Below are 22,643 nucleotides of genomic sequence, written 5' to 3' on the forward strand. Positions count from 1 at the left end.
CAGCGGCCCGCTCGCGGGCCTCACGCAGCGCGCGGCGGGCCTCGTCGGCCGGGCGGGCGCTCGTCGCGTCCTCCCCGGGGACGGGTGCGTGGTCCTCGCGGGGTGTCATGACGACCTCCGCAGGGACACCAGGTCGGTCAGCTCCCGGTCCGTCAGTTCCGTGAGGGAGGACTCGCCGGAGCCGAGGATCGCGTCGGCCAGGGCGCGCTTGGACTGGAGCATCTCGGCGATGCGGTCCTCGATGGTGCCCTCCGTGATGAGGCGGTGCACCTGCACCGGCTGGGTCTGGCCGATGCGGTAGGCGCGGTCGGTGGCCTGCTCCTCCACGGCCGGGTTCCACCAGCGGTCGAAGTGCACGACATGGCCGGCCCGGGTGAGGTTGAGGCCGGTGCCGGCCGCCTTGAGCGACAGCACCAGGACCGGCGTCGAACCGGCCTGGAAGCGGTCCACCATGCGCTCCCGCTCGGGGACGGGCGTGCCGCCGTGGAGGAGGTCGACCGGGACGGCGCGGGTGGCCAGGTGGGAGGTGATCAGGCGGGCCATCCCGACGTACTGGGTGAAGACGAGGGCGGACCCGTCCTCGGCCAGCAAGGTGTCCAGCAGCTCGTCCAGCAGGGCGAGCTTGCCGGAGCGGGCGGCGAGCCGGTCGCCGGCGGCCGGGGTCTGCTCCTCCTTGAGGAACAGCGCGGGGTGGTTGCAGATCTGCTTCAGCGAGGTGAGGAGCTTCAGCACCAGGCCCCGGCGGGGCATGCCCTCGGCCGTCTCGATGGCGAGCATCGACTCGCGGACGACCGCCTCGTACAGCGCGGCCTGTTCGCGGGTGAGCGGCACCGGATGATCGGTCTCGGTCTTGGGCGGCAGCTCGGGCACGATGCCCGGGTCGGACTTCTTGCGGCGCAGCAGGAAGGGCCGGACCAGCCGGGCCAGGCGCTCCACCGCCTCCTCGTCCTCGCCGTTCTCCACGGCGCGCGCGTGCCGGGCGCGGAAGGACTTCAGCGGGCCGAGCAGGCCCGGGGTGGTCCAGTCGAGCAGCGCCCACAGCTCCGAGAGGTTGTTCTCGACGGGCGTGCCGGTCAGGGCCACGCGCGCGGGGGCCGGGATCGTGCGCAGCGCCTTGGCGGTGGCCGAGTAGGGGTTCTTGACGTGCTGCGCCTCGTCGGCGACGACCATGCCCCAGGTGCGGTCGGCCAGGGAGGGGGCCGCCGAGCGCATGGTGCCGTAGGTGGTGAGGACGAAGCCGCCGTCCAGGTCGTCGAGGCTGCGGTCGGGGCCGTGGAAGCGGCGGACGGGGACGCCGGGGGCGAAGCGCATGATCTCCCGCTGCCAGTTGCCCAGCAGGGAGGCCGGGCAGACGACCAGGGTCGGTTCGCGGCGGGCCCGCTTCAGGTGCAGGGCGATGAGGGTGACGGTCTTACCGAGGCCCATGTCGTCGGCGAGGCAGCCGCCGAGGCCGAGGGAGGTCATCAGGTCGAGCCAGGCCAGGCCCCGGAGCTGGTAGTCCCGGAGGGTGGCCCGCAGGCCGAGGGGTGGTTCGGCCGGGCGGATCCCCGCGGTCAGGCGGTCGCGCAGGGCGGCCAGCGCACCGACGGGGACGGTTTCGACCGTCTCGCCGTCGACGTCGGCGGTGCCGGTGAGGGCGACGGACAGCGCGTCGACCGGGTCGAGGAGGCCCAGGTCCCGTTTGCGGGCCTTGCGGACGAGCGCCGGGTCGACCAGCACCCACTGGTCGCGCAGCCGGACGACCGGGCGGTGGGCCTCGGCGAGGGCGTCCATCTCGGTGTCGGTGAGCGGGTCGCCGCCGAGCGCCAGCTGCCAGCGGAACTGGAGGAGGTCCTCGCTCTCGAAGAAGCCGGTGCCGTCGGTCGCCGAGCCGGGGGCGGGGCGGACCACCGCCGCGGCGGACAGGTCCTGTGCGAGGTCCCGCGGCCAGTGCACGGCGACCCCGGCGGCGGCGAGCCGGGTCGCCGCGACGCCGAGCAGGTCGCTCAGTTCGTCCTCGGTCAGGGCCAGCACGTCGGGCACGTCCTGGTCGGCGAGCCGGTCGAGCGGGGGCCAGACGCGGGCCGCGCGGCGCACGGCGAGGGCGGCGTCCACGCGCGCGCGGGGCCCGAAGGCGTCGGCGGCGGCGCCCGCCCACAGGGCCGCCGCGTCGGCGACGAGGGTGGGGTCGGCGAGGCTGTGCACCTGGACGATCGCGGCTCCGGCGCTGCGGGCACCGCCGGAGGTGTCGAACAGGTCGTACGCCGACAGGTCCAGGCGGAGCGAGATCCGCACGCCGGCGTCCATGCCGGCGGCGACCTCGGCGGCCCAGTCGTGGGCGGTGGGCAGGTGCTGGGCCTCGCGGGCGGCGAAGGGCCTGCCGGAGGTGTGGGGCGCGGCCGGGGTGCGGGGCAGGGTGTCGGCGACCGCGTCGAGGAAGGCGCGCACCAGGGCTTCCGGTTCGGGCAGCAGGATCGGGCCGGGGCCGGGCAGCGGCACGGCGTGTCCCTCGTAGGGCAGGGCGGCGGCCACCGCGCGCAGGTGCGTGATGTCGTCCGGGTCGAGGGGGCCGGCCCGCCAGGCGTCGTGGCCCGTGGCGGTGAGGCCGGGCAGCAGCCGGCCGCGGGCGGTCAGCCGCAGGGCGTGCAGGGCGGCGGCGCCCCAGCAGGCCGTGGCGGGGTGGGCCGCGGGGTCGTGCCGGGCGCGGACGAGGAGCGGCAGGGCCGCGTCGAGCGGGAGGGTCAGCGCGCGGGTGGTGCGCCGCCGGACTCCGGCGGCGCCGTGCCGCCGTACGACGGTCAGCTCGGTGTCCCCGGCGTCCGCGGGGCCTTCCGAGTCCCCTGGGGGCAGGGGCTCGCCCTCGGGGTCCCAGAAGGCGATGCGGCCCTCGCGCGGGAGGGGCGCGGGCAGGAAGACGGCGGGGAGCCGGACCGGGACCGTCGCGTCCCCCGCCCGCTCGGCCACCTGAGCCGCCTCTCGCATACGTCCTGCCACCTCCCGCCCCGCGTGTCGGATCAGTTGTCTCCGACTCTACGGGCGGGGTCTGACAATCGGCCCCGGCGGCGGTCCCGGAGGCTTCCGAGGGATCTCGGCGGTGTCACGCCCCCTAGGGCACGGTCCGCCCCACGACGTACACCCAGGGGTACGCCGGGTTGGACAGGTCCACGACCACGTCGTGGGTGGGTGCCGGGTTCTTCTGCCGGTGGACGAAGCCGTACCAGGAGTCGTTCGTGGCGAACTTCCAGCCGGTGATCTTCCGGTCGCGGGCGCCGATGGTGATGTGGCCCTGCTTCAGATCCTTGCGGGTCACGCCCAGGCCGGTCAGGTAGGCGTCCAGACCGGCCGCGTTGGTCTCGAACTGGGTGTAGAGGCGGCTGGTCTTCCAGTTGTTGGTCTCGTAGTACGCCACGTGCCAGGCCGGGTGCGGGACGGGCACCTGGTAGATCCGGCGCTGGAGCTTGGAGGGCCAGCCCTCGGTCAGGCCGGTCGCCGAGTACTTCGCCTCCTTGTCCTTGCCGCTGTCGCGGCTCTGGTTCGCGGAGATCACGAGGTAGCCGGCCGGGATGCCGATGAGCAGCACGATGATCAGCAGGGTGAGGGACCTGCGGCGGATCATGTGGCGGCGGTCCTCGGCCGGACGGTCCGGCTCGTCGGGCCAGGGGCCCTGGTGGGGCAGGGAGGCGGTCACGACGTCTCCTGGGTACTGCGCAGCGACTGCGTGTACCGCTCGTACCGCTCGTAGCGCTCCACGCGGCGGCGCTTGGCGCGGCGGAAGCGGCGGGCGACCAGCCGCGCGAGGTCGGCGGCGCCGACCATGCCGGCCTCGGGTCCGAGCTGGGCCCGGACGATGCGGGCCTCGGGGCGGTAGCCGCGGCCGGTGAGGTGCCGTTTGAAGGCGTCCCGGGCGGGGCCGATCAGCAGGTCGTCGGCGGCCGAGACGCCGCCGCCGATCACGAAGCAGGAGGGGTCGAGGGCGGCGGCGAGGTTGGCGATGCCGACGCCGAGCCACTGGCCGATGTCCTGGAGCAGTTCGATGCACATGGCGTCGCCGTCGCGGGCCAGCTCGGTGATCATCGGGCCGGTGATGTCGCCGATGTTGCCCTTGACGTGCTCGATGATCCCGTACGCGACCGGCGAGTCGGCGGCGGCCAGCTCGCGGGCCTCGCGGACCAGGGCGTTTCCGGAGCTGTACTGCTCCCAGCAGCCGCGGTTGCCGCACGGGCAGCGGTGGCCGCCGGGCACGACCTGCATGTGGCCGAACTCTCCGGCGACGCCGTACTTGCCGCGCTTGACCTGGCCGTCCTCCAGGATCGCGCCGCCGATGCCGGTGCCGAGGGTGATCATGACGAGGTGGTCCTCGCCGCGGCCGGCGCCGAAGCGCCACTCGGCCCAGGCGGCGGTGTTGGCGTCGTTGTCCACGAGGACCGGGACGGACAGCCGGCCCGAGAGGCGGTCGCGCAGCGGTTCGTTGCGCCAGGACAGGTGGGGGGCGAACAGCACGCGGTTGCGGTCGGCGTCCACCCAGCCGGCCGCGCCGATGCCGACGGCGTGCACGTCGTGCCGGTCGGAGAGGTCCAGGACCAGCTCGGCGATGGTGTCCTCGACGACCTTGGGGCTCTTGGACTTGTCCGGGGTCTCCGTGCGGAGCATCTCCAGGATGTTGCCGTCGGCGTCGACGACACCCGCCATCACCTTCGTACCGCCGATGTCGATGCCGACCGTGGGCACGCGGGGGGCCGTCAGGTGCGAGCGGCGCTCCCGGGTGCCGACGGTGCGGAGCACGGTGGCACGGCGGGAGCCGATGGGGGCGGTGAAGTCGCGGTAGGTGCTCATCGCCGCCGATTCTGCCTCACGGCGGGGTGGTGTGCGGAGCGGGGCAGGGGCGGGGTGGTGCGGATCGTTGCCGGGTGCCGGTGAGTGGTTGGTTGCTCGCCCAGTCTCCGCGCCCCTGAGAAATCAGGTGCGTACCAGCAACTGGAATTCGAAGGAATAGCGCGTCGGACGGTACGTGTGTGTGCCGTATTCCACTGCGCGGCCCGTGTCGTCGAACGTGACGCGTTGCATGGTCAGCAGCGGCGCGCCCGTCTCCTCCGCCAGCCGCTCCGCCTCTTCCGTCGTCGCCGCCCGGGCGCCGATCGACTGGCGGGCGCTGTGCAGGGTGATGCCCGCCGACCGCATCAGGCGGTAGAGGCCGGTCGTCTCCAGCTGGTCGGTGTCGAGGTCGATGAGGCCGGGGGGCAGGAAGTTGCAGAGGTAGGCCATGGGCTCGCCGTGGGCGAGACGGAGGCGCTCGACCCGGTGGACGTCGCTGTCCTCGGCTACGCCGAGTGCGGCGGCGACCTCGGCGGAGGCGGGGACGAGCTTGTTGACCAGGACCTTGGTGGCCGGGCGCTGACCCGCCGCCTCCAGGTCGTCGTAGAGGCTGCTGAGCTCCAGCGGGCGTTTGACCTGGCTGTGCACGACCTGGGTGCCCACGCCGCGGCGGCGCACGAGGAGGCCCTTGTCGACGAGCGACTGGATCGCCTGGCGGACGGTCGGCCGGGACAGGCCGAGCCGGGCCGCGAGCTCGATCTCGTTGCCCAGCAGGCTGCCGGGGGTCAGCGTGCCGTGCTCGATCGCGGCCTCCAGCTGCTGGGACAGCTGGAAGTACAACGGCACGGGAGAGCTGCGGTCCACACTCAGCTCGAGCTGCACGGTCGGGTCCACTTCTGGTTTCGGCACGGGCCGAGCGTAGCTCCGCGCGTTGTTGACGGGAAGTCGTGTAGTCAGATTGTCCGGACATACAGATTGACAGCGGCGAGCTGGGCACGCACTTTGTTTCCATGCGCATCGGCGTCATCGGTACGGGCCGCATCGGCACCATCCACGCGAACACGCTCAGTCGGCATCGTGACGTCGGCTCCCTGATCCTCACGGACACGGACGCCACCCGGGCCCAGGAACTGGCGCACCGGCTGGGCGAGACGGCCGCGCCCGGCGTGGAGGAGATCTTCCGCTGGGGCGTCGACGCCGTGGTGATCACGACGGCGACGTCGGCCCACGCCGAACTGATCGGTCGGGCAGCACGCTCGGGCCTGCCGGTGTTCTGCGAGAAGCCCATCGCACTGGATCTGCCGGGGTCGCTGACGGCGATCGCCGAGGTCGAGGCGGCCGGGACGGTTCTCCAGATGGGCTTCCAGCGCCGCTTCGACGCGGGCTACACGGGTGCGCGCGTGGCCGTGCGGTCCGGCCGGCTGGGGCGGCTGCACACCGTGCGGGCCCTGACCAGCGACCAGGCGCCGCCGGACGCCGCGTGGCTGCCGCTGTCCGGCGGGCTGTACCGGGACACGCTGATCCACGACTTCGACGTGCTGCGCTGGGTGACGGGCCGGGAGGTCACGGACGTCTACGCGGCCGGGTCCGACGCCGGTCCCCGGATGTTCCGCGAGGCGGGCGACGTCGACACCGCCGCCGCGCTCCTCACCCTGGACGACGGCACACTCGCCACGCTCACCGCGACCCGGATGAACGGGGCCGGCTACGACGTGCGCATGGAGCTCGCCGGAGAGCGCGACCAGATCGTGGTCGGCCTGGACGACCGTACGCCGATCGCGTCCACCGAGCCGACGGGACCACCTGCCGCGGACAAGCCCTGGACGGGTTTCCTGGAGCGGTTCGGCCCTGCCTACGAGGCGGAGCTGAACGCGTTCGTCGAGGTCGTCCGGGGCGAGCGCGCCAACCCCTGCGACGGGCGCGAGGCGCTGCAGGCGCTGCGGATCGCCGAGGCGTGCGAGCTGTCGCGGCGGGAGCGCAGGCCGGTGCACCTCGCGGAGATCGCCGGCGGTTCCCCGCCCGTGGTCGCCTGACGGCGGATCCGGCCGTCAGTGCTCTTCCTGCTCCTCCTCCAGGAGCCCCGCGTCGTAGGCGAGCAGCGCGATCTGCACCCGGTTGTTGAGGTCGAGCTTGGCCAGGATGCACGAGACATACGGCTTCACGGTGGCGACGCTCGTGAAGAGGCCAGTGGTGCACGAGTTCACCGACTGGAACTGGGGCCTGGTCCGGCGCCTGGGGTTCCTCGACGGCTACGAGATCTACGCGAGCGTCGCGCTGCTCGTGCTGGGCGTGGCCCTGTTCGCGGCGGCCGGGAGCCGGAAGTCCGTCTGAGCTGCCGACGGACGTCCGGCCCGCGGTCCCGTCAGGGCTCAGCAGCCGTAGTCGACCAGGTCGAACGACTCGTAGTGGTCGGCCGTGTAGTAGTCCTCCTGGTTCTGCTCACCGGTGACGATGCGCCGCGCACCGCGGTCGGAGGAGCCCGGGGTGATGACCGTGTACTCGTGGTAGTAGCCGGAGGACTGGCTGGGCAGGACGCCTTCGCGGTTCTGGAAGACGGTGCCGTCCTGGTCGAACGGGTAGGGGCCGCCCTGCTCGATCAGGTCGAGCGTGTCGTGGGCCTGGGACGGCAGCTTGCTGTAGCAGATGTCGCCGACGGCTGTGGGGGCGGCGTCGGCCGTGGTGGCGGAGACGGTTCCGCCGACGAGGAGAGCGGACAGAAGGGCGGCTGCTGCGCCGAGCCGCGAGGCGCGTGGGGGGACATTCATGACGCTCATGATGACGCGCGTAGACGCTGGCATGTCAATGACAAGCCCGGAGAATTTCCTGTGAAGTTCCGTGAGTTCGCGGGAAGTTCACCGGCCCCGTGGCACCCTCACGCCTAGCCCCGCGTCGCCCTCACGCGCCTTCCGGCAGGCCGAACTCGCCGTACTCCGGGCGGCCCTTCAGGTCGTAGGTCTGGATCGAGACGCCCCCGCCGGTGACACTCCCGCCGGTGTGCTCGAACGCGGTCGGTACGGTGCCCTCCATGAACAGCCGGAACCCGGAGCCGAGCACGACCGGGAAGGTCAGCAGGTGCAGCGTGTCCACGAGGTCGAGCGCCAGCAGGGACCGGACGAGGGCGCCGCTGCCGTGCACCTGGACCTCGCCGTCGGTGCACTCCTTCACGGCGGTGACCTCCTCGGCGAGGTCGCCGGAAAGCACGGTCGTGCCCGCCCAGCCCGGGTCCGTCAGGGTCGAGGAAGGCACGTACTTCGGCAGGGAGTTGAGCGGGCCGGCGACCGGGTCCGCGGGGTCGGTCACCTTGGGCCAGTAGGTGGCGAAGATGTCGTACGTACGGCGGCCGAGCAGGAAGGCGCCCGGACGGGTGAACACCTCTCCGATGAACCGGCCGAAGTCCTCGTCGGCGTACGGGAAGCTCCAGCCGCCGTGGCTGAAGCCCCCGCGCGTGTCCTCCTGCGGCCCGCCGGGGGCCTGGTAGACGCCGTCGAGGGTGACGAAGAGGGTGGAGACGAGCTTGCCCATGGCGGGTGCCTGCTTCCTGGTGCGGGGCCTGATGCCATCACGTCAGATCCCGCCGGCACCCGCAACTCATCACCGGCCCGGACGCCCGCTCACTGGGCGTTCGTGGAGAACAGCCCGCCCGTCGGGCCCTGCTTGTCGCCGCCCTGGGCCTTCCTCAGGGCGTTCGCGAGGCTCTCGATGGTGAGGGACTGCAGGATCACGCGGCCGTTGCCCTCCAAGGTGGCCAGGGACAGCCCCTCGCCGCCGAAGACCGCGTTCATCACGCCTTGGCGGTTGAGGCCGCCGACGCGCTGGACGCCGTACCGGATGCCTTCCTCGAAGGCCACGACGCATCCCGTGTCGACCTCGACGCGGCCGCCGAAGTCGGCGGGGTTCAGGTCGATGAAGTTGCCGGCTCCGGCGATGATCACCGTGCCGCGTCCGGTGAACTTCTCCAGGACGAAGCCCTCACCCCCGCTCCGGCCGGTACGGCCGCCCTGGAAGGCGATGCCGAAGTCGACGGTGGACTCCGCGGCCACGAAGGCGTCCTTCTCGGCGAACCACGCGCGCGTGCCGTCCAGTTCCAGCGCGCGCATCTCCCCGGGGAGCACGCCCGCGAAGCCGACGGTGCCTTCACCGCCCTGGGTGGTGAAGTACTGGAACGCCGGCGACTCCCCCGCGAGGGCGCGCTGGCCGGCCTGCATGGCCGTGCCCATGGCCTGGCGCAGCAGCCCGCCCATGCCGCCCGAGCCGCTGCCGCCGGGCTGCGACTGCTGCCCGGCCCCGCCCGACGGGCCGCCGAGGCGGGTCTCCATGGTCACGTTCGTGGTCTTGAACAGGAACTTTCCGGCCTCGCAGTACACCGTCTGACCGGGCTGCAGGCTCACGACCGCCATCTGCATGGCGTTGCCGACGATCTCTTGCTGAAGGGTCACGACCGGAGAACGCGGGAGGCGGAGGGAAAGGTTCCGCATGTGCGCCGGATCGGGTGGGTGCCGGATCGGGTGGGTGCCGGATCGGGTCGGTGCCGGATCGGGTCGGTGCCGGATCGGGTCGGTGCCGGATCGGGTCGGTGCCGGATCGGGTCGGTGCCGGATCGGGTGTGTGGCGCATCGAGGGTGGGGCGCATCGAGGGTGGGGCGCATCGAGGGTGGGGCGCATCGGGTTCGTGCCGGACCGTGGAACCTCCGGCACGCGCCCGCCCCACGGGTCGGGTCAGCCGCCGAGCTCCTGGTGGCGTGCCGCCAGGCGGCTCGCGCCCTCCGGGGTCAGGGAGCCGAACAGGCGGAGCCGGGAGATGCCGCCGTCGGGGAAGATGTCCACGCGCGCGTGCGTGCCGACGGCCGGGGCCGGCAGGACGAAGCGGTGGTTGGTGTCGGGCTGGAGGCGGGTGCGGGGCAGGATCTCCTGCCACTCACCGTCCTCGCCGTCCCTGACGGACACCGAGGCCCAGCCGGCGCTGTTGCCCTTGAGGTAGGCGGTGTCGATCTCCAGGGCGCGGATCTGGGCCTGGGCGGCGAGCCGGTAGCGGATCCAGTCGTGGCCCTGGTCGCGCCGGCGGCGGGTCTCCCAGCCGTCGTCCATCTTGCGGGAGCGGCCCGGCTGGATGGTGTTGGAGGCGGGCGAGTAGAAGAGGTTGGAGGCGTCCTCGGCCCGGCCGCCGTTCTCCAGGGCGACGACGTCGAAGGTGCCCAGCGTCTCCAGCCACACGGGGTCGGGGACGACCTCGCCGTGGACGCGCAGGCGGGCGATGCCGCCGTCGGGGTGCTGGTTGACCCGGAGGTGCGTGAAGCACTGCTCGGCGGCGACGGCGAAACCGTTCGCCGCGTGGCCGCCGACCGCGGTGCGCGGGACGAGGGTCGTCCACTTCACGTCGTCCCCGAGGAGTTCCTCCGGTGACGGTGAGCCGGGGACGCAGGTGCCCTCGACGGACACGGCCTGCGGGTAGTTGCCGCGGAAGTGGGCGGTGTCGACGACGATCCCGCGGATCACGCCCGGGGCGCCGAGGCGGACCAGTGCCCAGTCGTGGTCGTCCTCGGTCGGCCAGGGGCGGTCGGCGCAGGCGCCCCGGCGGCGGCGGGTCTCCCAGCCGTCCATGATCTTGCCCTTGTGGCCGAAGTGCTCGGGGTCGAACTCGGCGGGCTCGGGCACCAGCAGGTTCTCGCGCTGGGCGAAGAACTCGTCGTTGGCGGCGATGACACCGGCTCCGAGGCGCCGGTCGGCGAGGTCGGCGTACTGGGTGAAGGGGAAGTCGGCGGTGCGGTAGTCCGCGTAGGGGTCGCCGCCTCCGTAGGGGTTCGCGTCGCCGGTGAAGCTGGGGATCGCCGTCACGATGATCAGGTCTGCCTTTCGAGGTCGTGGATGGGATTCAGTGGGTCCGGGTGAGGAGCCGCCCCTTCGGTTCGGTGAACTCGCCGTCCGCGACGACGCGCTGCCCGCGCAGCCAGGTGGACTTCACGACGCCGTGCAGGGTCTTGCCGGCGTACGCCGTGACGTGGTTGCGGTGCTGGAGGGCCACCGGGTCGACGGTGAAGGTCTCGTCGGGGGCGAGGACGGCGAAGTCGGCGTCGCGGCCCACCGCGATGGCGCCCTTGCGGTCGTCGAGCCCGACCAGTTCGCAGGTGCGCGCCGACATCCAGCGCACCACGTCCTCCAGGCCGTGCCCGCGCCTGCGGGCCTCCGTCCACACCGCGGACAGGCTCAGCTGGAGGCCGGAGATGCCGCCCCAGGCCGTCGCGAAGTCGTCGGTCTTCAGGTCGGCCGTGGACGGGGAGTGGTCGGTGACGATGCAGTCGATGGTGCCGTCGGCGAGGGCCTGCCAGAGCAGGTCCTGGTTGGCGGCCTCGCGGATGGGCGGGCAGCACTTGAACTCGCTGGCGCCGTCGGGGACTTCCTCTGCGGTGAGGGTCAGGTAGTGGGGGCAGGTCTCCACGGTGATGCGCACGCCCTCCGCCCGCGCCTCGGCGATCATCGGCAGGGCGTCGCTGGAGGACAGGTGGAGCACGTGCACGCGCGCGTGGAGGGCCTTCGCCTCGCGGATGAGCCGGGCGATGGCGGTGTCCTCGGCGTCCCGGGGGCGGGAGGCGAGGAAGTCGGCGTACTTCGGGCCCGGCTGCTGCGGGGCGGAGGCGAGCAGGTGGGGGTCCTCGGCGTGCACGATGAGCAAGCCGTCGAAGGCGGCGATCTCGGCCATGGTGCGGGCGAGGGCGTCCCGCTCCAGGTGCGGGAACTCGTCGACGCCGGACGGCGACAGGAACGCCTTGAAGCCGAACACGCCGGCCTCGTGCAGCGGGCGGAGTTCCTTGATGTTGTCGGGCAGGGCGCCGCCCCAGAACCCGACGTCGATGTGTGCCTTGTCGGCGGCGACCTGCTGCTTGGTGCGCAGGTGCGGGACCGTCGTGGTCGGCGGGAGGGAGTTGAGGGGCATGTCGACGAGGGTCGTGATGCCACCGGCCGCCGCCGCGCGGGTGGCGGTCCAGAAACCCTCCCACTCGGTGCGGCCGGGATCGTTGACGTGCACGTGCGTGTCGACCAGGCCGGGCAGCAGGACGTGGTCGCCCAGGTCCTCCAGGCGAGCGCCTTCGGGGACGGGCGCGTCGTGCGGGAGGACGGCCGTGATCGTGTGGTCGGTCACCGCGACGGACGCGGCCCGCGTTCCTTCGGGGGTGATGACTCGCGTCGAGCGCAGCACCAGTTCAGCGTCGGACACCCGAACCCCTTAACTTCCGCGTAACGGAATTCAACTTTCTGTTGAAGAAGTCTTCACTCCCTCTTCCGTGCCGTCAAGGGCACACTTGGCTGCGGCGCCCTTCGGCGAAACTCCTGGACGTTTCCACAAAGCGGAATTAAACTTCCAACAAGCAGAACGTAGCTACGTACAAGCGGGGAGTCAACCGACCGCCGGGTAGGCTTCAGCCCTTCCCGCCCGCCCCGAAAGGAACGCGCCGTGCCGACGTCCAGCGCCAGCACCACCGACTCCGCCCGGTCCTCCGCCAACGGCGGCGTCCAGTCCCTGGAGCGCGCCTTCGACCTGCTCGAACGGATGGCGGACGCGGGTGGCGAGGTCGGCCTGAGCGAGCTGTCCGCGAGCAGCGGCCTGCCCCTGCCGACCATCCACCGCCTGATGCGCACACTGGTGGCCTGCGGGTACGTACGTCAGCAGCCCAACCGGCGGTACGCGCTCGGCCCGCGCCTGATCCGCCTCGGCGAGTCGGCCTCCCGGCTGCTGGGCACCTGGGCACGGCCGTACCTCGCGCGCCTCGTCGAGGAGACCGGCGAGACGGCGAACATGGCGCTGCTGGACGGGGACGAGATCGTCTACGTGGCGCAGGTGCCGTCGAAGCACTCGATGCGCATGTTCACGGAGGTCGGGCGGCGAGTGCTGCCGCACTCCACGGGCGTGGGCAAGGCCCTGCTCGCCGGTTTCCCGCCGGAGGAGGTGCGGGCCCTGCTCTCCCGTACGGGCATGCCCGCCGCGACGGAGAAGACGATCACGACGGCCGACGGCTTCCTCGCGGCCCTGGAGGACGTGCGCCGGCAGGGCTACGCCATCGACGACAACGAGCAGGAGATCGGGGTCCGCTGCCTCGCGGTGCCGGTGCCCGACTCCCCCACCGCCGCGGCCATCTCCATCTCCGGCCCGGCGGGCCGGGTCACGGAGGCGGCGACGGACAGGATCGTGCCGGTGCTCCAGCAGGTCGCCGTGGAACTGTCCGCGGCGCTCGCCAGCCAGAGCCCGGCATAACGGCGGCGGGCCGCAGGGCGCCGCGCCACCGCCGGGCCCGGCCGGCCCGGGCAACTACCCCTGACCCCGCACCGGCCCACCGAAGAGATCGACGGCCCGCCGGACCTCCGTGAGCTCCGCGGACACAGCGCTCACGGAGCCGATCGCGCCCGCGATCAGCAGGAGGGAGCGGCGCAGGCAGGGTATCTCGGGGATGCCGTCGGCGGCCATGGCCGCCAGCGCGGCCAGTTCCTCCTCGGCGATGGCCCGGTCGGCGAACTCGCCGGGATGGGCGGCCAGTCGGCGGCGCAACCGGGACACGGCGGAGCGCAGCCCCGTCACGCGTGGGTCCTCGTCGCCGCCGGCCACAGGCCCCTGCCGCTTCTGCTCGACGCTCCGCAACACAGTCCTCCCCCTCGCACCTCGTCGTGCGCATGCCCTTCCGACGCGAAGTCCCCCACACCGGGCCGCAGTCGGGCGCCCGGCCGGTCGGTGCGGGCGACAGTAAACGACGCGGACCATCAGGCGCCAGTCCATTGCGTCATCGACTTGTTTCGCTGTGTGACTTTCTGGCCCGAGGCGAACGCCCGTGCGACGCGCGCCCGGCGCCGTCGCACCCCCGTACGGGGCGTGCGGTATGCAGGAGCCATGACGACACGGGAGACGACGGACGGGGCACGAGCGGTTGCCGGACTGCTGCTCGCGGCCGGCGGCGGGCGACGGCTGGGCGGGCGGCCCAAGGCACTGCTCCCCCATCGCGGCCGGCCCCTGGTGGAGCACGCGGTGCGGGTGCTGCGGGAGGGCGGCTGCGCGACCGTCCACGTGGTCCTGGGCGCGCAGGCCGGCGACGTGCGCGCACGGGCGTCACTGCCGGGCTGCGTCCTGGTGGACAACCCCGACTGGGAGCAGGGAATGGGGAGTTCCCTGCGCGCCGGACTCGACTCGCTCGCCGGCACGGGCGCACGGGCCGCCCTGGTGTCGCTCGTCGACCAGCCCGGCATCGGACCCGAGGCGGTGGCCCGTGTGCTCGCGGCGTACGAGGGCGAGGAGTCGCTCGCCTCCGCCGCGTACGACGGCGTGCGCGGACACCCGGTGCTGTTCGGCGCCGCCCACTGGGCGGGCACCGCCGCGACTGCGCAAGGGGACCGGGGGGCACGCGCCTACCTGAAGGAGCACCGGACGGCGATCACCCTCGTCGAGTGCGGGGACGTCGCCCGGCCTTTCGACATCGACACCGAAACCGATCTGACCCACCTGGAGTGAGCGGGGTGGCACGGAGCGCCACCTTGCCTCGACCCTGAGAATCTCGACATCAACAGACGATTGAACTTCCACCATGAGGAAACTAGTATCCACTGTTCAGAAGCGCCCGACCGCTCCCCGGGTGCCGAACGCCGTATCCGGGAAGACTGGCACCCGGTGCCAAGCACGCCGGCTCGTCTTCACAGCTCGCTGAAGGAAGTGACCGTTCATGTCCGCTCCAGCGCCGTCCCCGCTGGCCATCGTCGACGCCGAGCCCCTGCCCCGGCAGGAGGAGGTCCTCACCGAAGCGGCGCTCGCCTTCGTGGCCGAGCTGCACCGGCGGTTCACGCCCCGGCGTGACGAGCTCCTCGCCCGCCGCGCGGAGCGCCGCGCCGAGATCGCCCGCACCTCCACCCTCGACTTCCTCCCGGAGACGGCCGCGATCCGCGCCGACGACTCCTGGAGGGTCGCCCCGGCCCCGGACGCCCTGAACGACCGCCGGGTCGAGATCACCGGTCCCACCGACCGCAAGATGACCATCAACGCCCTCAACTCGGGCGCCAAGGTGTGGCTCGCTGACTTCGAGGACGCCTCCGCGCCCACCTGGGAGAACGTCGTCCTCGGCCAGGTCAACCTGAGCGACGCCTACACCCGGAACATCGACTTCACCGACGCGAAGTCCGGCAAGTCGTACGCGCTGAAGGCCGACGAGGAGCTCGCCACGGTCGTCATGCGCCCGCGCGGCTGGCACCTGAACGAGCGTCACCTCGTCGACGCCGACGGCACCCCCGTGCCCGGCGCGCTCGTCGACTTCGGCCTGTACTTCTTCCACAACGCCCAGCGCCTGCTGGACCTCGGCAAGGGCCCGTACTTCTACCTCCCGAAGACGGAGTCCCACCTCGAGGCCCGCCTCTGGAACGAGGTGTTCGTCTTCGCGCAGGAGTACTGCGGCATCCCGCAGGGCACGGTCCGCGCGACCGTCCTCATCGAGACGATCACCGCCGCGTACGAGATGGAGGAGATCCTCTACGAGCTGCGCGACCACGCCTCCGGGCTGAACGCGGGCCGCTGGGACTACCTGTTCTCCATCGTCAAGAACTTCCGTGACGGCGGAGCCAAGTTCGTCCTGCCGGACCGCAACGCCGTGACGATGACGGCCCCGTTCATGCGGGCGTACACCGAACTCCTCGTCCGCACCTGCCACAAGCGCGGCGCCCACGCCATCGGCGGCATGGCGGCGTTCATCCCGTCCCGCCGGGACGCCGAGGTCAACAAGGTCGCGTTCGAGAAGGTCCGCGCCGACAAGGACCGCGAGGCCGGCGACGGCTTCGACGGCTCCTGGGTCGCCCACCCCGACCTGGTGCCGATCGCCATGGAGTCCTTCGACAAGGTCCTCGGCGACAGGCCCAACCAGAAGGACCGCCTCCGCGAGGACGTCGTCGTCGAGGCGGCCGACCTGATCGCCGTCGACTCGCTCGACGCCAAACCGACGTACGCGGGCCTGGTCAACGCCGTGCAGGTGGGCATCCGTTACATCGAGGCGTGGCTGCGCGGCCTCGGCGCCGTCGCCATCTTCAACCTGATGGAGGACGCGGCCACCGCCGAGATCTCCCGTTCCCAGATCTGGCAGTGGATCAACGCGGAGGTCGTCCTCGACAACGGCGAGCAGGTCACCGCCGACCTGGCCCGCAAGGTCGCCGCCGAGGAACTCGCGAACATCCGGGCCGAGATCGGCGACGCGGCCTTCGCGGCCGGCAACTGGCAGCAGGCGCACGACCTGCTGCTGACGGTCTCCCTCGACGAGGACTACGCGGAGTTCCTGACGCTCCCGGCGTACGAGCAGCTCAAGGGCTGACCGGCCGAGCCGGACGCTAGCGCTCCGAGTGGCCCAGGGACTTCTCCGGGGCCACTCGGTCGCGTACGGCCTTCTTCACCGCCGTCGGCTCCGGGAAGCCCTGCTCGCGCCGGTCCCAGACGACCTCGTCGCCGACGCGGACGATGAACACCCCGCCCGTGCCGGGCTTGAGGGCCAGCTCCGTCAGTTCCGCCTCGAAGGTCGTGAGCAGTTCCTGCGCCAGCCAGGCCGCGCGGGGCAGCCAGCGGCACTGGGTGCAGTATTCGATCTCGACCCTTGCCGAGGCGCCCGGGGCGTCCTCCGTCGGTTCGATCTCGATCCGCTGAACATCCGTCATCCGAGGTGCACCGACCAATCCTGCTCGGCCGCGGGCTTGCCGTGCAGGTCGGGCACCTGCTTGAGCCACGCGGGGCGTCCTTGCCGGCTCCTCGCCGCCCGGAGGGCCTCCTCGGCGGCGAGTTCCTCGCGGGTGGGGAAGCCGGTGGGCAGCCAGTCCGCGGAGGTCTCCGCGCGGGCGCGGAGGTAGGTCACGTACGCCTCGCGCACCGCGTCCGCGCCGGCGAAACCCGGCTCGTCCGCGAGCCAGGCGTCCGGGACCTCCGCGAGGATGTGCCGCAGCAGTTCCTCGGTGACGCGGGGCGCCAGCTCGGCGTCGGCGGCCCGCACGTCGGGCCCGTAGTGGCCGAGGGCGTGGTGCCGGAAGTCGTAGGCCCTGCGGGGGTCGGTGGCGTCCCAGCGGTGGTGGAAGACCAGGGCGGCGCCGTGGTCGATCAGCCACAGGCGCGGGGGTGCGACGCCGAGGGTGGGCCAGACCATCAGGTTGGAGCTGTGCACCGTACGGTCGACGTTCACGGTCAGCGCGTCGAGCCAGACGATCCTCCCGGCCTCCGCCGGATCGACGGGGAAGACCCGGGCGACCTCCGGGGTGAAGTCCCGGGCGCCCGGCAGGTGATCCATGCCGAGGTTCACGCCCGCGCTCGCCGCGTGCAGGTCCCGTACCTCCTGATGGGGTTCGTGGTCCGCGATCGCCGGGTCGAAGTGCACCAGGACGAGTTCCGGGAAGCGCAGCCCGAGGGCGCGGGCCAGTTCCCCCACGATCACCTCGGCCACGAGCGCCTTGCGGCCCTGCGCGGAGCCGGTGAACTTCACGACGTAGGTGCCGAGGTCGTCCGCCTCGACGACCCCGGGGACGGAGCCGCCCGAATGCAAGGGCTCGACATAGCGGGTGGCGGTGACCTCTCTCAGCACGTACGAAGGCCCCGTCGCGCATTTTCCTTACATTTCACGACTACCTCCGAAGTGCTTCAATCCGGGGAAACAGCCACGATCACCCCTGGGGAGAATCTGGGGAGTTTCGACTGGCACGCTCGTCTCCCTTCCTCCCCAGCAATCCGTCGAGGGCGGTGCGACCCTTGGCTTCCGGCCTCCGGCATGAAGTGAGCATAGTAACCAAGCGTTACAGCCGGAGACGAATGCCCGAGCCATCGCGCCAGCGTCACCACTGACTCCCCCGCCTCCAGCATGATCGAGGCGTAGGTGTGACGCAGCACGTGGAAGCCGTCCTTCGGCGCTGCCTCCCACTGCCACTTCTTCGCCTCCTTCGAGCGTGGCGGAATGATGCCGGCCTCGGCCGGCGCCGGTTTCCAGGTGTAGGTGTTCCACGTGTTCACCGCCATGGCATTGCCGAACCATGTGGTGAGCAGGAGAGAGAACCTCCTTCGCTGCCCGTCCGCCTCCGGCTTCCCCCATGGAAGCTTCACCTCCACCGGTGCGAACGCCTCGACATGACCCTTCAGCTCCTCGGCCACCGAGGAGGGCATGTCGACGATCCGCGTCTTCGCCCCCTTCGGCAGGGCGAAGTGCAGCCTCCCGTTGGCCGCCTGAATCTGGCGACGGACGTGGAGGACGCCCCGCGCACAGTCGATGTCGTCGGGACTCAACCCAAGGACCTCCTGGCCGAGCAGAACGACGAGTGGACCGAGGCCCGCCGCTACATGGGCCGCGAACTCCTCGCCAAGGCCCGCCTCCACCCGATCGAGTCGGAAACCAACGAACCCACCATCCCCACCGAACTCACCGCATAGCCTCAAAGACGAGATAACCGAGTGGCCGTCGATACGCCACTCCAGCGGACGTGACCAGTAAACGCCCGTCAGGCACGGTTCGCTGCGGGCTACTCACCTCCCCCGCGTCTGTCTGTCGCTCTCTCGCATTCGAGGTAATGATGACAGCGTGGACGAAGTCCGGTTCACGGACATCGGGCACCTGGAGTTTGACCTGTAGCAGCCGCGTCCCGCACTGCCGTGAGTCCCGGACCAGTCGGTCCGGGACTCACTTGCATGACCGCCGTGTGAGCCATTCCGCCCGTTTCCCATCGTAAGTCAGTCAATGACCCACCGGCCTATTCCCCCCTCGCGAACGCAGTGCAACGTCAATCCGCTGACCGTGCAGGAAGTGTGACCGGGGACGGCTCGGGAGATCTCTGACCCGCAGAACGGCGGCGGCCCATCAACTGGAACGATGACGTGTGCCCTCGGCGCCCGCCGACCGCCGAGTCCCCTCGGCGCCGCGCGGCCAGCGAACCCACCATCCGACGGATGTTCCGAAACGTCGACCCCGCCCGCACCTGCGCGGCACCGTCGCCTACCTGCTGGAACAGCGTCACGCCGACTACGCCCTGTCGGCCAGGGGCAACCAGGCGCCCCGCTCGCCCGGGTCCACGCCGCTCTGCCACCCGCGGTCCCCGAAGCGGGGGAGCACGTCCAAACCGGGCGTTCCCACGGCCGCATCATCCGCCCCTCGGTCCGGACCGCCCCGCTGTCTGATCAACTGACTTTGATGCTGTCCCGGGGGCGCATGGCTGAATCCTGAAATTCGGTCATTCATTCGGGGCGGGGGATCGCGAAGCGGGGAGGGCGGCGGGCGGCGGATTCGGTCGTCGGGAAATGCGCCGACCGAATCGATTCTCCGAACGGTCCTTCGACCAGGCGTCCGCTCCCTGCGGCCCGTAAAATATTCTAGATCTCCTCACGTGAAACGCGTTTGGCGGGAAATAGGTGTCCATTTCCCGGCCCCTGGCCGGTGTTATCCAGACGTAATGGCCGGATGGCTGTGCCACGCACATGCTCCGTATTGATGTTTCCGTGACCCTCGCCTAATTTATTTTCCGTAACGGCACATACCGGCACAGGGGCCCCGCAGTTCCGCGGGCGCCTCACCTAACCGTGTCCACAGGCAGGGGTCACCCATGGCGCTGACGGTCGACGAACTGGTTGCACTGTTCCCGGCGGGGGGTGCCGGTACGTTCGAACTCGACACCGGGCGGCTCGGGCTGACCGGCGAGGCCGGGTCCCTGGAGCACCTGCCGAGCGGCGTTCTGACCCTCACTGAGGCGACTGCCGACAGCACCGCTCTGACAGTGACCGGCAAAGTCACTCTGGCCGGTGAGGCGATGCCGGCCAGTGCCCGGTTCTTCGCCACTGGCACGGCGGTCGACGCGCTGCTCTTCGAGGCGAGCCCGGCGACCTGGCTGCTCCAGACCGCCGTCGCCCGCGTCGACCTGTCCGGGCTGTCCGGCGGCCGGTCACTGCGGGTCCTGCTGGCCGCCGGACAGGCCGCGGCCGCGGCCGGACGGTGCCCCGGCACCGGGCCCTGGGTGGGCTTCCAGCTCGGCGGGGCGGTCGCCGACCCGCTGGAGTTCCGCGCCGAACTGCGCAAGGAGTCCATCGGCACGGCCCAGCCCCTCGACGGACCGCCACTGCTGATCACCCCGCTGCTCGAAGCCCTGGGCGAGTACGGCGTCGAACTGCCCGGACCGCTGGTCGACTGGCTGGAGCGGGTCCAGCTGCACCAGCATCCGATGGGCAAGATGGACAACCTGATGGTCACCGCCGAAGCGCCGGTGGACCACGGCACCGGCGCGAACCCGGTGGAACTGCTGGTGCTGCGGACCACAGCGCTCGGCCGCACCGGCCAGGACGGCAAACCCAAGGCCACCACCGTCGCCATGGTCCGGGCCCGCACGGACTGGGACGGTTCCGGGCTGCCGGTGGTCGGACCCATGATCGGCAACGGGCTGCTGTCCCTGCCCGCGCTCCAGATCATGTACGTCTCCGAGAACCTCAGCGCCGAAGACGTCATCAAGATCAACCGGGTGGTCACGGAGTACAACCTCGGCCCGCTCCAGCAGTTGCCGGTGGTGAACGCGGCGGCAGGGGTCCCGCTGGGCAAGAACGTGAGTGCGGCGGTCCACCTCGCGGTCATGGGCCATCCGACCCCGGCACTGGTGATCACCGTCCCGCCGAAGTTCGGACCGGCTCCGCAGAGCCCGGAGAAGCCGAAGCTCGAATACGAGTTCGTGATCGGCAAGCAGTTCGGGCCGGTCTACCTCTCGTCGATCGTATTCCGCTACGACCACAAAAAGGGCCTGCTGATCGAGCTCCAGGGCCAGGTCACGATCGGTTCTCTCACCTGGCAGGTCGCCGGACTCGGCTTCTACGTCGGCATGAGCGGCGGCTTCCCGCTGCTGCCCTTCCTGCACGGCATGAACATCGAAGCCACCGCCGCCGACGGACTCATCGGCTTCAAGGGCGGCCTGCTCAACAAGACGCCTGACGACCCCACCCTCGACTTCGAACTCGCCGGACTGATCCTGGTCCAGGCGATGGCGGTCGAACTCGGCGCCCAGGCCGTGTGGGCACGCAGCGTCGAAGGCTGGCACTCGGTCTTCGTCTACGGCGAGATGTCCCTCCTCGGCGGCGCCTCCGTCTTCGGCCCGCCGCCCTTCACCGTCACCGGCTTCTCCGCCGGATTCGGGATCAACAGCTCCTTCAAGAAGGTCCCCACCGGCGCGGAGATCGCTGAATTCCCTCTGGTGGCACGGTTGGACGCGGCCCAGGCCCTGCCCGGCCTGCCGGCCCCGACGCCGTACACCCCCGAGGACGCGCTCAAGGCCCTCACCGGACCCACCGGCTGGATCCGCCCCACCGAGGGCCAGTACTGGATCGCCGCCGGGGTGAAGTTCACCAGCTTCGGCTTCATCGAGACCAAAGCGCTCGCCGTCATCGAACTCGGCGACTCCGTCAAGGCCATGCTGCTCGGCCGCACCTCCGTCAGCCTGCCGCGCACCCTCAACCCGAACGCCCGGGCCATCGCCAGGGTGAACATCGGCCTGAGCCTCGGCTTCAGCTCCGCCGAGCACTGCCTGTCCATGGACGTGGCTCTGCTGCCCGGCAGCTATGTGCTCGATCCGTCGATCGAACTCACCGGTGGCATTGCCGTCTACGTCTGGACTGGCGGAGGCCGCGCCGGTGACTTCGCCATCAGCCTCGGTGGCTACCACCCCGACTACAACGTCCCCGCCCACTACCCCCGGCCCAAGCGGCTCGGGTTCGTGTGGTCCCCGGCCAGCGACATCACCGTGCGGGCCGAGGCCTACGCAGCGATCACCCCCGCCGCGTTCATGTTCGGCGGGCGCCTTGCCGCCGTCTATGACAAGGGCATCTTCTCCGCGTGGTTCACCGCGCACCTCGACGTGCTGGTCCAGTGGAAACCCTTCTACCTCGATGTCCAGCTCGGCATCAGCATCGGTGTCGCGGCCACCATCAAGGTCTGGATCGTCCGGGTCCGCATCTCCGTCGAGGTCGGCATCGACCTCCACCTGTGGCTGCCGCCCTTCGGGGGCCGGGCCACCGTCAAGCTCTGGTTCATCTCCTTCAGCTTCGGCTTCGGCTCCTCCCGCGACAGCACCCCCACCGTGGACTGGCCCGAGTTCCGCACCCAGATCCCCGCACCCGCCCGGGTCATCCCCAACGAGGGCCTGCTCGCCGACACCGACCAGGGCGAGATCGCCCGGCGCGCGGCCACCAAGGAACCGACCCTCGTCTCCTCGGCCGGATTCACCTTCACCACCGAAGCCGGCATCCCTGCCTCACATCTCTACATCAACGACCGGCTGATCAAACAGTCCGATGAGGGGAGCATCGACATCCGCCCCATGCGGAAGACCGGTGTCACCTCAGCCCACCGGGTCACCATCACCAAGGACGGCACGACCTTCCACCCCACCGACCATCACTGGGTGGTCAAGCCGGTCACCGGCACGGTCGCCCCCGGCCTGTGGGGCAAGCCCCTGGCCAAACCCGGTGATGCGCTCGACGGCGACCAGCTACTCGAAAACCGCCTCACCGGACTGAGGATCACCCTCCCCAAGCCGGACTACGGCACCGACACCGGACCCGTCACCTCGAAGGCGCTTTCGTACGAAGGACTCCCGGACGGTCGCATGCCCCTACGCGTCTTTGACCCCGCCGGGCCCGAGCCGCGAGCCGACGACCAGAGCGTCCGGACCATCGTCGATACCCTCGCCGCCCCTACCGTCCAGGACCGCCGTACCGCCGTGCTCAGCACCCTCGCCCGGCTCGGCGCGGGACCCGGCGCCGACACCGACAGTCCGCTCACCGGCTACGCCGCACTCGCCGGCCGCAGCCTGACCACCCCGCCCCTGACCACCACCGCGACGAGGTGACCGGC

Annotated in this window: 20 protein-coding genes and 1 pseudogene; 7 read left to right on the top strand and 14 right to left on the bottom strand. The window is 71.2% G+C overall.

What is annotated here, in order from left to right:
* Positions 1-105: 105 nt before the first annotated feature.
* From HDC93_RS13490 to HDC93_RS13505, 4 genes are all read right to left on the bottom strand, one after another.
* A complete protein-coding gene (locus tag HDC93_RS13490; protein ID WP_185010490.1) occupies positions 106-2,961 on the bottom strand; it encodes a DEAD/DEAH box helicase in 2,856 nt (951 codons plus the stop codon).
* Positions 2,962-3,085: 124 nt separating this feature from the next.
* Positions 3,086-3,667 (bottom strand): sugar kinase, encoded by a 582-nt coding sequence (locus HDC93_RS13495; protein WP_185010492.1) that lies wholly within the window; start codon positions 3,665-3,667, stop codon positions 3,086-3,088.
* Entirely contained in the window at positions 3,664-4,812 is a 1,149-nt protein-coding gene (locus HDC93_RS13500; protein ID WP_097221728.1) for an ROK family glucokinase, read from the bottom strand. Before HDC93_RS13500 ends, HDC93_RS13495 begins: the two co-directional genes overlap by 4 nt.
* A gap of 123 nt (positions 4,813-4,935) precedes the next feature.
* Positions 4,936-5,673, bottom strand: coding sequence for a GntR family transcriptional regulator (locus HDC93_RS13505; protein WP_185011041.1), 738 nt, complete (start codon positions 5,671-5,673; stop codon positions 4,936-4,938).
* Between the two features lie 128 nt (positions 5,674-5,801).
* On the opposite strand from HDC93_RS13505, the gene HDC93_RS13510 reads away from it, so the two are divergent.
* A complete protein-coding gene (locus HDC93_RS13510) occupies positions 5,802-6,824 on the top strand; it encodes a Gfo/Idh/MocA family oxidoreductase (protein WP_185010494.1) in 1,023 nt (340 codons plus the stop codon).
* 15 nt (positions 6,825-6,839) lie between these two features.
* On the opposite strand, the pseudogene HDC93_RS13515 reads toward HDC93_RS13510, so the two are convergent.
* Positions 6,840-6,977, bottom strand: a pseudogene (locus tag HDC93_RS13515) (DNA-binding response regulator); the annotation flags it as partial.
* Here HDC93_RS13515 and HDC93_RS13520 point away from each other — a divergent pair.
* Positions 6,931-7,122, top strand: coding sequence for a hypothetical protein (locus HDC93_RS13520; protein WP_185010495.1), 192 nt, complete (start codon positions 6,931-6,933; stop codon positions 7,120-7,122). The pseudogene HDC93_RS13515 and the gene HDC93_RS13520 sit on opposite strands and share 47 nt — an antisense overlap.
* Before the next feature lie 38 nt (positions 7,123-7,160).
* Here the strand turns inward: HDC93_RS13520 and HDC93_RS13525 are convergent, their stop codons facing one another.
* From HDC93_RS13525 to allB, 5 genes are all read right to left on the bottom strand, one after another.
* Positions 7,161-7,556 (bottom strand): ribonuclease, encoded by a 396-nt coding sequence (locus tag HDC93_RS13525; RefSeq protein ID WP_185010496.1) that lies wholly within the window; start codon positions 7,554-7,556, stop codon positions 7,161-7,163.
* 130 nt (positions 7,557-7,686) lie between these two features.
* The gene (locus HDC93_RS13530) at positions 7,687-8,313 is read right to left on the bottom strand and encodes a dihydrofolate reductase family protein (RefSeq protein ID WP_185010497.1); all 627 of its coding nucleotides are present in this window, start codon (positions 8,311-8,313) and stop codon (positions 7,687-7,689) included.
* An 89-nt stretch (positions 8,314-8,402) separates the two neighbouring features.
* Complete coding sequence (locus HDC93_RS13535; RefSeq protein WP_185010498.1) at positions 8,403-9,227, bottom strand: AIM24 family protein; 825 nt, start codon at positions 9,225-9,227, stop codon at positions 8,403-8,405.
* A gap of 280 nt (positions 9,228-9,507) precedes the next feature.
* Positions 9,508-10,623 (bottom strand): allantoicase, encoded by a 1,116-nt coding sequence (gene alc, locus HDC93_RS13540; RefSeq protein ID WP_185010499.1) that lies wholly within the window; start codon positions 10,621-10,623, stop codon positions 9,508-9,510.
* 37 nt (positions 10,624-10,660) lie between these two features.
* Positions 10,661-12,001 carry an allantoinase AllB gene (gene allB, locus HDC93_RS13545; protein ID WP_185010500.1) on the bottom strand — a complete coding sequence of 447 codons (1,341 nt, stop codon included), beginning with the start codon at positions 11,999-12,001 and terminating at the stop codon, positions 10,661-10,663.
* Positions 12,002-12,238: 237 nt separating this feature from the next.
* Between allB and HDC93_RS13550 the strand changes: the two genes are divergently transcribed.
* On the top strand, positions 12,239-13,036 hold the full coding sequence (locus HDC93_RS13550; protein ID WP_185010501.1) for an IclR family transcriptional regulator: 798 nt from the start codon (positions 12,239-12,241) through the stop codon (positions 13,034-13,036).
* A gap of 54 nt (positions 13,037-13,090) precedes the next feature.
* On the opposite strand, the gene HDC93_RS13555 is transcribed toward HDC93_RS13550, so the two are convergent.
* Positions 13,091-13,420: a DUF5955 family protein gene (locus HDC93_RS13555; RefSeq protein WP_311774542.1), complete on the bottom strand. Its 330-nt coding sequence runs from the start codon at positions 13,418-13,420 to the stop codon at positions 13,091-13,093.
* A 243-nt stretch (positions 13,421-13,663) separates the two neighbouring features.
* On the opposite strand from HDC93_RS13555, the gene HDC93_RS13560 reads away from it, so the two are divergent.
* Together HDC93_RS13560 and aceB are read left to right on the top strand one after the other, a co-directional pair.
* Positions 13,664-14,278: an NTP transferase domain-containing protein gene (locus HDC93_RS13560; RefSeq protein ID WP_185010503.1), complete on the top strand. Its 615-nt coding sequence runs from the start codon at positions 13,664-13,666 to the stop codon at positions 14,276-14,278.
* Positions 14,279-14,486: 208 nt separating this feature from the next.
* Complete coding sequence (aceB, locus tag HDC93_RS13565; RefSeq protein ID WP_185010504.1) at positions 14,487-16,112, top strand: malate synthase A; 1,626 nt, start codon at positions 14,487-14,489, stop codon at positions 16,110-16,112.
* Between the two features lie 16 nt (positions 16,113-16,128).
* Here aceB and HDC93_RS13570 read toward each other — a convergent pair whose 3' ends face one another.
* From HDC93_RS13570 to HDC93_RS13580, 3 genes are read right to left on the bottom strand one after another with little or no spacing between them, the layout of a single operon-like run.
* A complete protein-coding gene (locus HDC93_RS13570) occupies positions 16,129-16,449 on the bottom strand; it encodes a SelT/SelW/SelH family protein (protein WP_185010506.1) in 321 nt (106 codons plus the stop codon).
* Positions 16,446-17,360 (bottom strand): HipA family kinase, encoded by a 915-nt coding sequence (locus tag HDC93_RS13575; protein WP_185010508.1) that lies wholly within the window; start codon positions 17,358-17,360, stop codon positions 16,446-16,448. Before HDC93_RS13575 ends, HDC93_RS13570 begins: the two co-directional genes overlap by 4 nt.
* A gap of 56 nt (positions 17,361-17,416) precedes the next feature.
* Positions 17,417-17,920 (bottom strand): tyrosine-type recombinase/integrase, encoded by a 504-nt coding sequence (locus tag HDC93_RS13580; protein ID WP_398984934.1) that lies wholly within the window; start codon positions 17,918-17,920, stop codon positions 17,417-17,419.
* Between the two features lie 51 nt (positions 17,921-17,971).
* Between HDC93_RS13580 and HDC93_RS38325 the strand changes: the two genes are divergently transcribed.
* Together HDC93_RS38325 and HDC93_RS13585 are read left to right on the top strand one after the other, a co-directional pair.
* The gene (locus HDC93_RS38325; RefSeq protein WP_260419579.1) at positions 17,972-18,196 is read left to right on the top strand and encodes a hypothetical protein; all 225 of its coding nucleotides are present in this window, start codon (positions 17,972-17,974) and stop codon (positions 18,194-18,196) included.
* A gap of 1,163 nt (positions 18,197-19,359) precedes the next feature.
* Positions 19,360-22,638 (top strand): DUF6603 domain-containing protein, encoded by a 3,279-nt coding sequence (locus tag HDC93_RS13585; protein WP_185010510.1) that lies wholly within the window; start codon positions 19,360-19,362, stop codon positions 22,636-22,638.
* The last annotated feature ends 5 nt before the right edge of the window (positions 22,639-22,643 follow it).

It is taken from the genome of Streptomyces sp. AK010, from assembly GCF_014207295.1.
In the GTDB taxonomy this organism is placed as follows: domain Bacteria; phylum Actinomycetota; class Actinomycetes; order Streptomycetales; family Streptomycetaceae; genus Streptomyces; species Streptomyces massasporeus.